The following is a 13,328-nucleotide window of genomic DNA, read 5'->3' as shown; positions in this document are numbered from 1 at the left end:
CCCTTTTATTGTTAACCGATACCTAATTATTTTACTCCAAAATCAGCATGAAGAGCATAAATTGGATTACCTTTAGCCGCAAATTTGTGTTCGTATTCAGTTTCCACATTTTGCGCCACAATCTCTTCTGCTTCATGGTGTAAGTCAACCGATACAAAGTCAAAGTGCATCCCGTAATTATTCATACTCTTGAGTGAATACGCAAATAGTCCCGCATTATCCGTCTTAAACTCAATCTGTCCAGCATTAGTCAAGACCTTTTCGTACTTGTTTAAAAATGACTGGTATGTCAGCCGGCGTTTTTCATGCCGGGTTTTTGGCCACGGATCACTAAAGTTAAGATAAATTACATCAGTTGAATTTGGTGCAAAAAAGGCATCAATTGCGGCTGCATCCGCACATAAAATTTGTAAATTATCAAGCTTTTTATCAAGCTTCGTCCGCAAAATAATACCGGCAGCCGTGATCTGTAATTCAACCGCCACAAAATTTTTCTCTGGGTGCATTTCAGCCAAAGTAGTAATGAAGTGACCCTTACCTGAACCTACTTCAATTTCAAGTGGCTGGTCAGGCTTAGGAAAGCGGGCAGCCCAGTCAATCTTCACATCTGGATCTGGTCTGTCAAGAACACTCTCCGGATGATTCTTCACTAACTCAACCGCCCACGGCTTATTTCGTAATCTCATTTATTAAATCTTCCTCTTCTTAATCTTGTATGGTAAATACAGCTGCACAACCAAAATGCTAAAGCAAATTAGTAATCCGATTGCCTCCCACAACTGCAAGTTAAGCGGCAACAATAACAACCACGACACGCTTATAATCAGCCATTGTAATAACATCGGCACTGACAAAGCAACAATTAAGTCGCGGCCACGATTTTTGCGCGTAATCGGTGCTACCCGATACATAATATTATCATCAAATTCGTCAGCCATGGGTAATAATTGGTAGGCTGTCAAAAAAATCACTAAACATGATAATCCAAGTGCCCATGCCCAATTTTGTACCAACCACGAAATAAGTACCGCAAATGCCGTCATTCTAACCAATAAATTTAAATTCTCGGGATTACGAAGCAATGAACGCCGATACAAAAAGCGGTTGGGATTTTCCTTAGCTAAAGACCTGGGCAATAAAAAGTCCAGATACTTGCGCCGCTTGATCGTTACCTGCTTTTCTTTAACATCAGTAAACATGCTAAAAGCCGTATAGACCTGATTCTTACGCTTTTCTTCTTGGGCTACCGCATAACGCCAATCAAATAATGTTTTGCGTTTAAGTATACAGTGCATCGCAATAATGCCAACTACCAATAAAACTAGCAAAATCCAGATTAATACTGGCTGCATTATTGCCAAGCTCAGTACAACCAATAATACTAAATTAACTAAGACAAGCGAAATTTTTCGGCCGAAATAAAGATTCTGCTGAGTAATTTTTAATTGTAAAAATTTAGCCAGCCAAATGGCAACTACAAACAGCAAATAATTTGCTGGTGCTAGTCCCGCCTTAAGTGTCGCAAAAGGAAACAAAATTCCTGCCAATAAGGCAATTAATAATGTTGGCAGCACCATACTGTACTTAATTAGGGGCGTTAGGTACTGGCCCATCTGCTCATCCTGCGGCAATAAAAATTGTAAATCTGCCTCTTGCAGAAGCGTAACAAGGTTGCCTGTTAATAACGGCAGCCATAATAAGACAGCGACTAACGGACGGTAAAACCAGCGACCTTGCGGCATTGTCTTCATGCTTTGAGCATACCAATACATCAAGGCACCAAAAAGAAAAATTAACGCCAAGATAAAGAAGTCGTTGAACACCAGCATTAAATATTTGAGGGATTGCCGCAAATTATCCTGAAGTCTATTTTGAGCCAATTTACGCATGTTGCTGCTCCTGATTCAAAACCTGATAAAGTTTATCAAATGCATCACTTGACTTCAAACCATAATGAGCCCGAATTTCATCAAGACTGCCAATTACCTCAATCGTGCCATTATTCAAAACCGCATAGTTAGAAATTGCCTGCTCGGCATCTGCCAATACGTGGGTCGTCATCAAGACCATCTTATCATTAGCAATTGCTTTTTTGATTAAATCAATCAGATTGGCAACGGCTAACGGGTCAAGACCCGTAAACGGCTCATCAATCACTAGTAAGCTAGTATCAGCTAAAAAGGCCGTCACAATCATTACCTTTTGTTTCATTCCCTTAGAAAAGTGAACGGGCAGCCAATCCAACTTGTCATCCAAACGAAACAGCTTTAACAATTCCTTTGCCCGTGACCACGCTGTTTGCTCATCAAGCTGATAAGCCAGCATTGTCAATTCCAAATGTTCTGCTAAGGTCAATTCTGGATACAAGACTGGGGTTTCTGGAATGTAGGCAACCTGCTGCTTAAACTTAGTCGGCTGTTTAGTTAATTCCACATCATTAAGGACAATTGTTCCCTTCTGCGGTCTTAACAAGCCCAGCAAATGCTTAATCGTTGTTGACTTGCCCGCGCCGTTGAGTCCGATTAAGCCTAATGCTTCACCTGGTTTAATTTCTAAATTAATATCTTTAATTACTGGCACTCCTGTATAGCCACCAGTTAAGTGTTCAATTTTAAGAACCATATTTCCTGTCTTTCTTTTAATGAATTTACTCATTTTATATGATAGCATGATATTAAAAGAAACTAAATTTTGAAATAAAAGAGGTAAAAAAATGAATCAATTAGACGAAGATTGTTTATTTTGTAAAATTATTCGTGGCGATGTACCCAGCTACACTGTCTTTGAAAATGATGACGTTAAGGCTTTTCTAGATCTGTCACAAGTTAATCCAGGTCACACCTTGATGGTACCCAAAAAGCATATTACTAACCTATTTGACTACACAGTAGAAGATGCCAGACGCTTTTTGCAATATATCCCAGAAATTGCTAATGCTATTAAAAAGTTTGATCCCAAAATTACCGGCATGAACATTAACACCAATAACGGTGCTAGTGCCAATCAAGTTGTCATGCACTCACACATTCACTTTGTTCCTCGGTTTGAAGGTGACGGTCTTAAACTTGCCACCCGCAATAATGCCGACAAGTATAGTGAAGCAGATTACCAAAAGATTGCTGATGAAATTAAAGCACAATTCTAAGGAGTAAATTATGAAACATTTTAGTTTAGGTGCTGCTGCAGGTGCCGTAATTGGTATTGTCTTGTCATTATTAACGGATAAAGAAGGCAGCCGTTTTGGTGCGCCAATTAAGCGTGAAGTCGACGAGACTAAAGAAGATACAAGTAACTTTTTAACAGCTATTGCCAATTTAAAAGATGCTAAGCAAGAATTAGCTGATGCTATTCCTCAAGCCCAAAAGTCAATTATTGCCTTGCAAAAAGACATTGAATATTACCAAATGAAGTTGGACCGCTTAATCAAGGATTTGAAAAAGCAAAATAACAACTTAACCAGTGATTTAGCTGCTAAAACTAAAAAATAGTAAAGAAAGTTTGAATTTTCTGTGAAAATAGAAAAATAGAAAACGTTGCTAGTTAATTTATGTTATATTAGTTGTCGATGACTTAATTTTATTAAGGATGTGGAGAAGTTATTTTATGAAAAAATATTTGAAAAAGGCAGCTGCAGTAATCGCTGTAGCTGGAATCGCATTATCAACTGCTGCTTGTTCTAACGGCGGCAAAACCGTTGCTTCATACAAGGGTGGTAAAATTACTCAAAATGATTACTACAACGAAATGAAGAAGTCGCAAGCTGGTCAATCAGCTTTGGCTAACATGATTATTAACCATGTTTTGGACCAACAATACGGCAGCAAGGTTTCTAAGGATCAAGTTAACAAACAATTTAACAATTATAAGAAGCAATACGGTTCTCAATTCAGCGCCGTTTTGCAACAACAAGGCATGACTGAATCAAGCTTTAAGGATAACTTGAAGACTACTCTGCTTTCCGAAGCAGCTTTGAAAGACATCAAGAAAGTTTCTAAGAGTCAAGAAGACAAGGCTTGGAAATCATACCAACCTAAAGTTACTGTTCAACATATCTTGGTTGCTAAGAAGTCAACAGCCGAAGACATTATCAGCCAATTAAAGGATGGTAAGAGCTTTAAGACTTTAGCTAAGAAGTATTCAACAGATACTAGTACCAAGTCAAACGCTGGTAAGTTGCCTGCATTCGATTCAACTGATACTAGTTTAGATGCTGGCTTCAAGAAGGCTGCATTCCAATTAAAGACTGGTGAAATCACTAAGACTCCAGTTAAGTCACAATATGGTTACCATATTATCAAGATGATTAACCACCCAGCTAAGGGTTCATTTGCTTCACATAAGAAGGAAATTGATGACCAAATTTACCAATCAATGTCACAAGACCAAGAAACAATGCGTGATGTAATCGCAACAGTTTTGAAGAAGGCTGATGTTTCAATTAAGGATAATGACTTGAAGAATGTTCTGGCATCATACGTTTCTAAGAGTGATTCAAGCAAATAATCTTGAATTATAAAAGTTAAAAAAGAAGTTCAATATTAACGTGAACCCCGAAATTAGTTGTCCTAGTTTCGGGGTTTTACTATGACTAAAATTATTATAATATTTACTTTTTATTCTTGAACTAGTGATTAGCCTCAAGTTATCATTAATAAGTATGAGCAAAAGCTAGATTGCGGTGACTAATTTCTAAACTGAGGAAGTGGTGCTTATGGTGTAACAACTGTAACGCTTAGAATCTTACAGAAAGGATTAGTCAGGTATCCACCTTGGATATTGTTATTGCTTTTGGTTTATCATTTGCAGCAATTATTTGGGTACTGGCAGAGATTATCAGTAGTTTCATTAAATTAACTGATAATGCCACCAAATTAGTCAGCGCACTTAATGAACTACGAGCTGCTTTAAAGAATTTTAAAGTTAAAAAATAACCGCCTAGCTTAAGACCCTAGCGATTATTTAATTATTAAAAATGTTAGTAAGTCACCGCTTTTATGCGGAAACTCATGTTGAGAAGTCCTATTCCAGTAGGACTTCTTTTTTATTTACATTGTAATTCTAGCATTTTTACAAATATAGAGCAATTACAACGCAAAATAAACTTCCGTGCTATAGTTACGGGGGGGCTACTGTCTTTGTCTACTTGGATAAATAAAAAAGGCAGTAAATATGACTCCTTTCGTGCACCCACCTTGCTTAGTCAATAAAAAAGAAGTTCCAGTGAACTTCTTTTTTGTTTTATTCCAATTTATGCGACTTGCTTAAAGCTTCATCGACCTTCGGGCGGTAAAATTTGCGCCCACCTTGGCTCATAATATTATCAGTAAAAGTACCCGGACGCGTGTGCTGTAAGGCATTAGTAATGGCATAAACCGCCGCATCCATGTCATCAATGCGGTGCAATAGTTCCGCTTCAAGCAAGGCTGGTAATTTTGGCGAACCATATTCAAACTTGCCGTGATGCGATAAAACCATGTGCCGCAATAGCAACAGATCTTCTGATTCAGGATCAATTTTCATCTCTTGGGCAGCCATCATTATTTGTTCATCAATCAATACCAAATGCCCAACCAAATTGCCCTCTGTCGTATATTGGGTTGCCGCAGGTCCTGTCAGCTCTAGGACTTTACCCATATCGTGCAGGATACAACCAGCATACAATAGCGACCGGTCAACTTGCGAATAATTATCTGCAATTCCTTTAGCATCCCGCAACATTGATACTGTATGAAAGGCTAACCCGCCACGGACAGCATGGTGGTTGCTCTTACCTGCTGGATAATCAAAGAACCGTTTATCCCACTTTTTCAATAAGTAACGCACAATCCGATTCCATGTTGGATTCAGGATTTCAAACACATATTGGTTGATTTCTTCCTTCATGTCCGCAATTTTTTCGGGAGCCGACTTAATAAATTCCTGAAGATCATAACCTTCTTCAGGACCAACAACCCGTAAGCTGTAAATCTTAATTTGCGGCTGGTCCTGATATTCCTCACGTCTACCATTAAGTTCAACGAGCGTGCCAGCACTGAAGGTCGCGGCATCTTGATTATTTGCATCCCAAAAATTACCACGGATTTCACCAGAACTATCGCCAAAAGACATTGCTAAGTATAGCTTGCCCTTTTTAGTGTGGCGCAATTGGGAATTTTTAATTAAAACTACTAACTCTAATTCTTCACCATCATTGTAATCCAGTAGGCGTTTAAACATTTTCGGTTCCTTTCGTAAAAGTCAGCGGTTGCAGCTGTAACTGCTCAACTAACTTATTTTGTGCCGTAAAAATCAAAACTTGTGTAGTTTGCGCAATTTGCTTTAAGAGCTGTTCAATTTGGCCCGTTCTTTGATCATCAAAATTAACAAACGAATCATCAATTAGGATCGGTAATTTAATTTGGTCCTTAACCTGCTGTACAAAAGCTAATTTTAGGGCAAAGTAAAGTTGTTCCTGAGTACCACGCGAGAGGTATTTTACCTTAACAGATTTGCCATCAGCACGCGTAACTGACATTTTTTTATCAATTTTAATATTATTATACCGGTTATTTGTTAACAGTCGCAAATATTCTTTGGCATCAGCTAACATTTTTGGAAAACGTTCATTAGAAGCAAGGTCAAGAGCTCGTCCAATCCACTTGCTGGCAAGTAAATCAGCCAAATATTCAGCACTTTGATTGCGAAACAGCGTTTGCGTGTTGGCTAATTCTTGTTTAGCCGTGAATACAGCTGTTGAACTGGCAAGATTAGCCATTTGCACGTTATTTTCAGCTATTTGACCTTGCAATACATGATTTCGTTCTTGGGCTGCCGTAATTTCTTTCTGCAAAGCTGTTTCTTTTTCTTGAACCTTTAACTCATTGTGTAAGAATTGTTCTAACTCTGGCAAGTCTTCTTGTAAATTAGCAGTCAAAGCCGTAATCTGCGTTTTAATTGTTTCCTGATGCTGCTTGTTAATTTGCAATTGCGCGTAATCAGCTAACGTCTTAACACCAGCTTCTGCTAATATAGCCTTTAATTTTAATTGTAACTGCTGCAATTGCCTTGTATCTTCTGTCAAATTGTTTTCAAGTGTTGCCCTTTTTTCTTCTTGACGCTGCTCTTGCGCTTTTTGTTCAGCTAATGAATCAATTGCCGTAATTACTGAAGCAAAGTCAGTAGCCACATTTTGGTGCAAGGCCATGCTAAGCTCTTGGGCTAATTGGTCCACCTGTTCCTGTAAACTGCCTAGCTGCTCTTGGTTAGCTTGCTCATTTTGCTTCTGCAATTGATACTGGCGCCACTGATTGAGCAAATTAGCTAAATCCAAATTCTCTGGATTAAGACCGTATTTTTGACTGAAGGCCGATTGTTTTTGCTTAATTTTAGCCTGCTTTGCTCGCAAAGCAACCTGCTTCTGCTGTTGTTGTTTTTGCTCCTTTATGCCCCAGCCTGCGCCAATAATTCCGCTGACTAATAACAAACCGCCAATAATCTTAGAACCCGTGGCTAGCAAAATCACGCCAATAATTGCCAAAACACCACCTGCAAGTAGCCATCCCTGATTGGTGCTACTCTTTTGCGCTACTGGCTCTTTTGGCGTTAATTCTTCGTAATCCTGCTGTAATTTAACAATTGCAGCTTGATTAAATTCAGCAATCTTTGCTAAATCTGGACTGAGCGCTAATAACTGCTGCTTAGCCTGCTCTATTTGCTTTGCTTTTTGCACACATGCACGATATTCTGCTTGCCATTGCAGTAATTCGGGCTTTTTTTGAATTAATTTAGCTGCCGCAGTATCTTCCGCAACATCCGTTAACTGCGTTAGCTGCTTTTTCAATTCCGCAATTGTCTTTTGTAAACTTTGCTGCTGCATGTCCAATCTTTGGGCTATTTGATACTGCTCCGGATCAAACTTAACTTTTTTTACCTGCTGTTTCAAAGCCTGCAATTTTTGGTAATTAGGCAGCTGCTTGCGTAATTGTTCTATTTGATTTAACTCGGCTTGCAATTTACGTAATTCAGTTTCACTATTTTCTTGCGAATTTTTTTGCTTAATTGCAGCCGTTTCTAAGGCTTGATAATCTGTAAATTCATCTTCTACTGCAGCTAAGTTTGTTTTTTGCTCCTGCATCTTTTTCAGCAGCTTATTAACTGGCGGCACGGAACCGCGGCTTTTAAATAACTTATCCGCTTCTTTAGCAAATTTATCACGCAAGTCAATCAATTGGTCGCTGTTGGCGGCTCCTAAATAATAAATCCGCTCCAATAAGTCTGTCTGGCTAATATCAATTACCTTGGCTAGCATATCCTGATTAAAAATAAAGCTTGAGGCATAAAAATCACCATCAATATTTTTAATTTGGTCAAAAAAGATACTTTCAGGAACAATCTGCCCGTCACACTTCACAGTTAGTGTCCCCAGCTTTGACCCTTTGCCGCTAGCATAAAGACGCTCCAGTTCAAATTGCTGACCATTGTCAGCAATAAAAAATAGTGACCCGCCCATCGGACTTACACGTGCTAACGGCTTGTAATCTTCAAAGAAGTCACTCTTGCGTTTATCCAAATGAAAGCCAAACAAAATTTGCTTAATGAATGCCACGACCGTGCTCTTGCCCGCCTCATTAGCCCCAAAAAAGACGCTCAAGTTTTCATTGCCTAAATCAAAGGTAAAATTCGAAAACTGACCAAAATTGACAATTTTTATCTTAATCAGCTTCATCATTAATCCCCTTTAATTCATTATTTAACTTAACCGCGGCCAAATCCTTCACTTCTTGTAAAAACTCGGGATCTTGTGCAAGTTTAGCAGCTAAATCATCTTTTTTAAGCCAATCTTTACTTAACTTGGCAAACGTTGTTGGCGTAAAAATTTCACTTTCTGCCTGGGTAAAATAAGCCTGGTCATTGGCAGCAATCTCTAATCGGCTATTAGCCGTAAAACGCACATCCACTAGTTGCGAATCAAAAGCCAATTCTTGCGAAACTGACTGCCAATAATCGGTATCCTGCATCAATTCACGTTCTTGCTCATTCAAATATTCCGCACCAATAATTTGCAGACTATAATAAGTTGTTGTCTGTGGTTTAAGGCTTGACAAAAGATGCATATGCAAGTCATTAGGGCTAATTTCGGCAGTTAAAGTCAACTTAGCTTTAGCCCAAGTAATCGGACTAGCTGGAACAAATTCAATTTGAGTCTTCTTAGTTTGCTCATTGATCGTTCCCATGTAACAGCCCTTAGCACCCAATTCGTTAATATGACGGCCCTGAATATTGCCAGGATAGACAATTAATGGCTTCTCTGACAGAACCTGCCGCAAATGAATATGACCAAGAGCAAAGTAATCGTAATTCAGATTTTTCAATTCACTTAAGGTAAATGGCGCATAAACATTTTGGTTAGCCTGTCCTGCCTTTTCTTGCGCATGCATGATCCCAAAGGTATAATGCGCAGTTTTTGCAGGAAAATCCGGCACAAGATCAGAAGTAATATGATTATTAAGATAAGAAAAGCCGCTAATGTCATAATCAAAACCACTTTTAGTCTGATAGGACACGGTTTCAACCTGTTCGCTATCACCCAATAACTTAAAGTAGGGACTGTCTGCCACTAACAAATCGGCCGCATGCATGTGGTCGTGATTACCAAAAATCATCACAACTTGAATTTCTGCTTTTGTCAAACGTTCAATTTGTTTAGCAAAAAAAAGCTGACTGCTGGGATTAGGTCGATTACTATCAAAGGTGTCGCCAGCAATTAAAACCAGATCAACCTGTTCCGCTAGCGCTAGGTCAACAATCTTACTTAAAGACTGGTTTGGTGCTTGCTCTATTTGAGAAAATCGCTTAGATGGCAAAAAAGATAGCCCCAAAAATGGACTATCTAAATGTGCATCCGCCAAGTGGATAAATTTCATAATTACTTCTAATTTCTAAGACCTTCATAAAGATCATTAATCGGCTTAGTAATTGCCTTTTGAACATCGTCAATTGTCTTGTACAAACCTTGTTCTGCTTGCAGCAGCTTCAAAATTTGTGGATCCTTTTGTACTTTTTCGTTCAATTGGTTATATTCGTCTTGAATATCCTTTGAAATATCCTGACCTTGAGCCTGGGCTTGCATAATTTGTGCTTGCATCTTGTCCATTTCCTTAAACAAGGCAGAACTATCAGCATTCTTTTTAACGCCTTCAATTGCTTCTTCTAAAGCCTTGTATTCGTCAATTTCTTGCAAGTCAGAAGCTAATTGATTAGCTGAGTCGTAGATGTTTACCATATAAAAGTCCTCCTAAATTAATGGCCGATTAGGCCCTTGATATCATTATACCATTCATTGAGCTTTTGACTCGCCGAACCAAAACCTTTTTCAATTTTATCGCCAATACCACCGGTCCAATCTGTTCCGGAACCATTTTGCTTAACAATTTGGTTAGGTGCCTGCTCGGTAAATTGGTTTTGTGCGGTATACGGCAAGATACCTTCCATTTCAGCCTTATACAGCCTCGTAATCCCCGTTTCTGAAATACCATGCATATAATGCTCTCTGTTAGTTCGATCAAAGCCAACCCAAGTTGCGATGACGACATCAGGGGTGTAACCAACAATCCATTGATCCTTAGTACCAAAGCCATAAGAATTAGGTACTTCTGTTGAGCCAGTTTTTCCAGCGACACGATAACCACTTGGTTGTGCCGAAACCCCAGTACCATTACTGAAAACGCCAAGAAGCATGGTAGTCATTTCTTTGGCAGTATTAGTTGAAATTATCCGGTGGGTTCCAGGATTATGATTTTCGGCCAAAACTTTGCCACTAGCATCAGTTATCTTAGTGATAAAGTATGAATTATTGGGCAAATTTCCTTTATTGGCAAAGGCAGAGTAGGCTCTAGCCATTTGCAGTGGCGAGACCCCGCTGGATAAACCACCAAGTGCTAAAGCTAAATTCTGGTCAGATTTTGGTACCTTTAAGCCAAAATTATTAGCTGACTGAACGCCCTTGGCAACCCCAATCTTATCTAAAAGCCAAACTGCCGGTACATTCTTACTTTGTGCTACTGCCGTATACATCGGTATTTTATCAGAATAGCCATTATCTACATTGTGAGGCTCGTAGCCATTCTTGCCAAACCGCTGCAATTTATTAGATAACGGCGAGTCATAGTGATAACCCTCCTGCAGTGCTGGGGCATACGTAACCAGTGGCTTAATGGATGACCCAGGCTGGCGTTTCATTTGCGTTGCTCGATTGTATCCACGAAAGACATGCTTGCCGCGTCCCCCAATAACTGCTCGCACAGCACCAGTTGCCGGATCCATTACTACACTAGCTCCCTGAGTTTTAGTGCCATCAGCAGCGTTTTGTGGGAATAACCAGTCCTGATTAAATTTGTCCTGCAACTGTCCTTGATAATTCTGGTTTAGCGTCGTATAAATCTTCAGACCCTTGTTCATTACGTCTTCTTCTTTTAAGCCGTAGCGGTCAATTGCTTCATCAACCACAGCATCAAAAAAGTACGGATAACGATAACCATCTTGGTTATGGTAAGCATCAACTAAAGTCAAGCCTTGCTTTTGCGCCGCATTAGCAGCTGATTGCGACAGTTTCTTATTAGCAACCATCAAATTCAAAATCAAATTCCGCCGCGATAATGCATACGACATGTGGTCAATTGGGTTATACTGGCTAGGATTACGCAAAATTCCCGCTAGAGTTGCACCTTCACCAACCGTCAACTGACTGGCATCCTTGCCAAAATATTTTTTGCTGGCATCTTGAACACCCCAAACACCATTACCAAAATAGGCATTATTAAGATACATTGTTAAAATATCTTTTTTGGAATAAACATGCGTAATTTCAACAGCAAAAAATAATTCTTCCAACTTACGTGAAAATGTTTGCTGCTGGGTTAACAGTGCGTTCTTGGCAAGCTGCTGGGTAATGGTTGATCCCCCACCAGAAATTTGCCCGTGATGAATAACAAGTCCCAATGCTGCCCGTGCCATTCCTTTGGCACTAAAGCCCGGATTGGTCCAAAATGTCCGATCTTCAGTCGAAATCACGGCATTCTTGACATTTGGCGAAATTTTATTATATTCGACAAAGGAACCTTTTTGCGAATACAGCGAGCCTGCCTTCTGACCTTTATAATCATAAATGGCAGTCGTTGTTGACAAAGAGGCCTTTAAATTAGATATATTCGAAGTTTTTACTTTAACGGTATAATACGTACAAACCAAAAGGATCACGCTAAGCAGGATTAAAATAATCCAGCGACCGATATAAAAACGGTTGTCAAAGCGATGCCACGCCCTACTTAAACCGTTTTTCTTTGGTTCATTATTGTCCATGAATTCTGCTCCTTTTTAGAAACACTTAGAATTGTATCATATTAGAAGAGGATTAGTTTTATTTACAAAAAGACTTAATAAATATTTATGAGCTATTATTTTACACTTAATTATCCTAAAAATCTCAAACCATGTTCTGTCGGTGACTTGCTGCGCCAACTTTTGGTGCCGCGCAAATGGCGTCATTTCTTACGAATTGAACAAAAAATTCGTGTCAATGGCAATTACCGACATTTTAACCAGTTAGTCTATCCCGATGATAAAATCGAATTGGAATTGGACTGTGTTGATTCCCAGCAGGGTATCTATCCAGCTAGCGGCAACTTGCCCGACATCATTTATGAAGACCAAGACATATTAGTCATTAATAAGCCAGCTGGACAAAAGACGCACCCAAATTTAGCTGAAACCAATACTGCACTAAACGACTGTGCTACTTACTTAGGCTTCAGTCCCTTTGTTGTCCACCGGCTCGATATGTTAACCAGCGGCTTATTGCTAGTCGCAAAAAATCCAGCGGTCGTGCCAATTCTTAATCGCGAATTAACCACGAAAATTTTCCATCGCGAATACCTCGCCGTTGTTAGTCACCCAGAAAAATTGCGGGCAAGTGATACAATTGCTCTGCCTATTGGTCAAGACCCCAATGACCAACGCAAAAGAATGGTTCGTGAAGATGGCTTGGCATCAATCACCCATTATCAAGTTTTAACCAAATCAGCGGACACAGCACTAATTAAATTGCAGCTTGAAACTGGCCGCACACACCAAATTCGTGTCCACTTAGCCGCTATTGGCTGCCCAATTGTTGGCGATCCGCTCTATAATCCGGAATGCAGACCAGATGAATTTTTAAATTTAACTGCCTACCAAATGTCATTTAATAAGCCCTTTTCGTTTGATAAAGTTCAAGTTAAATTGCCACTAGGAAAAAATCGCTAGACTTTTGTCTAGCGATTTTTAATATCTCATAATTTTACTTATATTTACAT

The 13,328-nt window shown here is 39.3% G+C and carries 13 protein-coding genes; 5 read left to right on the top strand and 8 right to left on the bottom strand.

What is annotated here, in order from left to right; all coding sequences use genetic code 11:
• Nucleotides 1-26: 26 nt before the first annotated feature.
• From trmB to PT281_RS07325, 3 genes are read right to left on the bottom strand one after another with little or no spacing between them, the layout of a single operon-like run.
• On the bottom strand, nucleotides 27-686 hold the full coding sequence (gene trmB, locus PT281_RS07335) for a tRNA (guanosine(46)-N7)-methyltransferase TrmB (protein ID WP_277153365.1): 660 nt from the start codon (nucleotides 684-686) through the stop codon (nucleotides 27-29).
• A gap of 3 nt (nucleotides 687-689) precedes the next feature.
• Nucleotides 690-1,889, bottom strand: a complete 1,200-nt coding sequence (locus tag PT281_RS07330; RefSeq protein ID WP_277153363.1) for an ABC transporter permease — start codon at nucleotides 1,887-1,889, stop codon at nucleotides 690-692.
• Entirely contained in the window at nucleotides 1,882-2,622 is a 741-nt protein-coding gene (locus tag PT281_RS07325; RefSeq protein ID WP_277153361.1) for an ABC transporter ATP-binding protein, read from the bottom strand. Before PT281_RS07325 ends, PT281_RS07330 begins: the two co-directional genes overlap by 8 nt.
• A 91-nt stretch (nucleotides 2,623-2,713) precedes the next feature.
• On the opposite strand from PT281_RS07325, the gene PT281_RS07320 reads away from it, so the two are divergent.
• The 4 genes from PT281_RS07320 to PT281_RS07305 all read left to right on the top strand — a co-directional run bounded on the left by PT281_RS07320 (nucleotide 2,714) and on the right by PT281_RS07305 (nucleotide 4,931).
• Nucleotides 2,714-3,145, top strand: a complete 432-nt coding sequence (locus PT281_RS07320; RefSeq protein ID WP_277153359.1) for an HIT family protein — start codon at nucleotides 2,714-2,716, stop codon at nucleotides 3,143-3,145.
• A 10-nt stretch (nucleotides 3,146-3,155) separates the two neighbouring features.
• Nucleotides 3,156-3,488: a hypothetical protein gene (locus PT281_RS07315; protein ID WP_277153357.1), complete on the top strand. Its 333-nt coding sequence runs from the start codon at nucleotides 3,156-3,158 to the stop codon at nucleotides 3,486-3,488.
• 115 nt (nucleotides 3,489-3,603) lie between these two features.
• Entirely contained in the window at nucleotides 3,604-4,503 is a 900-nt protein-coding gene (locus PT281_RS07310) for a peptidylprolyl isomerase PrsA (RefSeq protein WP_277153355.1), read from the top strand.
• Nucleotides 4,504-4,769: 266 nt separating this feature from the next.
• Entirely contained in the window at nucleotides 4,770-4,931 is a 162-nt protein-coding gene (locus PT281_RS07305) for a hypothetical protein (protein WP_277153354.1), read from the top strand.
• Between the two features lie 307 nt (nucleotides 4,932-5,238).
• On the opposite strand, the gene PT281_RS07300 is transcribed toward PT281_RS07305, so the two are convergent.
• The 5 genes from PT281_RS07300 to PT281_RS07280 are packed head-to-tail and all read right to left on the bottom strand — an operon-like array spanning nucleotide 5,239 to nucleotide 12,336.
• Complete coding sequence (locus PT281_RS07300) at nucleotides 5,239-6,216, bottom strand: HD domain-containing protein (RefSeq protein ID WP_277131444.1); 978 nt, start codon at nucleotides 6,214-6,216, stop codon at nucleotides 5,239-5,241.
• Nucleotides 6,209-8,704, bottom strand: a complete 2,496-nt coding sequence (locus PT281_RS07295) for an AAA family ATPase (protein WP_277153352.1) — start codon at nucleotides 8,702-8,704, stop codon at nucleotides 6,209-6,211. The genes PT281_RS07300 and PT281_RS07295 overlap by 8 nt, the downstream gene beginning before the upstream one ends.
• On the bottom strand, nucleotides 8,691-9,902 hold the full coding sequence (locus tag PT281_RS07290; RefSeq protein ID WP_277153350.1) for a DNA repair exonuclease: 1,212 nt from the start codon (nucleotides 9,900-9,902) through the stop codon (nucleotides 8,691-8,693). The genes PT281_RS07295 and PT281_RS07290 overlap by 14 nt, the downstream gene beginning before the upstream one ends.
• Nucleotides 9,903-9,910: 8 nt before the next feature.
• The gene (locus PT281_RS07285) at nucleotides 9,911-10,261 is read right to left on the bottom strand and encodes a YlbF family regulator (RefSeq protein ID WP_277153348.1); all 351 of its coding nucleotides are present in this window, start codon (nucleotides 10,259-10,261) and stop codon (nucleotides 9,911-9,913) included.
• Between the two features lie 17 nt (nucleotides 10,262-10,278).
• Nucleotides 10,279-12,336, bottom strand: a complete 2,058-nt coding sequence (locus PT281_RS07280) for a PBP1A family penicillin-binding protein (protein ID WP_277153346.1) — start codon at nucleotides 12,334-12,336, stop codon at nucleotides 10,279-10,281.
• Between the two features lie 87 nt (nucleotides 12,337-12,423).
• Here PT281_RS07280 and PT281_RS07275 point away from each other — a divergent pair, with 87 nt between their 5' ends.
• Nucleotides 12,424-13,278 carry an RluA family pseudouridine synthase gene (locus PT281_RS07275; protein ID WP_277153344.1) on the top strand — a complete coding sequence of 285 codons (855 nt, stop codon included), beginning with the start codon at nucleotides 12,424-12,426 and terminating at the stop codon, nucleotides 13,276-13,278.
• Nucleotides 13,279-13,328: the final 50 nt, after the last annotated feature.

Source organism: Lactobacillus sp. ESL0701, from assembly GCF_029433445.1.
GTDB lineage: Bacteria > Bacillota > Bacilli > Lactobacillales > Lactobacillaceae > Lactobacillus.
Note: the sequence above shows the minus strand (reverse complement) of the source record. Positions and strands in the feature narration are given on the sequence as shown.

Bases quoted from the DNA above. Each gene is read 5' to 3' on its own strand.
- trmB (WP_277153365.1), bottom strand. From the start codon at position 686: ATGAGATTACGAAATAAGCCGTGGGCGGTTGAGTTAGTGAAGAATCAT.
- PT281_RS07330 (WP_277153363.1), bottom strand. From the start codon at position 1,889: ATGCGTAAATTGGCTCAAAATAGACTTCAGGATAATTTGCGGCAATCC.
- PT281_RS07325 (WP_277153361.1), bottom strand. From the start codon at position 2,622: ATGGTTCTTAAAATTGAACACTTAACTGGTGGCTATACAGGAGTGCCA.
- PT281_RS07320 (WP_277153359.1), top strand. From the start codon at position 2,714: ATGAATCAATTAGACGAAGATTGTTTATTTTGTAAAATTATTCGTGGC.
- PT281_RS07315 (WP_277153357.1), top strand. From the start codon at position 3,156: ATGAAACATTTTAGTTTAGGTGCTGCTGCAGGTGCCGTAATTGGTATT.
- PT281_RS07310 (WP_277153355.1), top strand. From the start codon at position 3,604: ATGAAAAAATATTTGAAAAAGGCAGCTGCAGTAATCGCTGTAGCTGGA.
- PT281_RS07300 (WP_277131444.1), bottom strand. From the start codon at position 6,216: ATGTTTAAACGCCTACTGGATTACAATGATGGTGAAGAATTAGAGTTA.
- PT281_RS07295 (WP_277153352.1), bottom strand. From the start codon at position 8,704: ATGAAGCTGATTAAGATAAAAATTGTCAATTTTGGTCAGTTTTCGAAT.
- PT281_RS07290 (WP_277153350.1), bottom strand. From the start codon at position 9,902: ATGAAATTTATCCACTTGGCGGATGCACATTTAGATAGTCCATTTTTG.
- PT281_RS07285 (WP_277153348.1), bottom strand. From the start codon at position 10,261: ATGGTAAACATCTACGACTCAGCTAATCAATTAGCTTCTGACTTGCAA.
- PT281_RS07280 (WP_277153346.1), bottom strand. From the start codon at position 12,336: ATGGACAATAATGAACCAAAGAAAAACGGTTTAAGTAGGGCGTGGCAT.
- PT281_RS07275 (WP_277153344.1), top strand. From the start codon at position 12,424: ATGAGCTATTATTTTACACTTAATTATCCTAAAAATCTCAAACCATGT.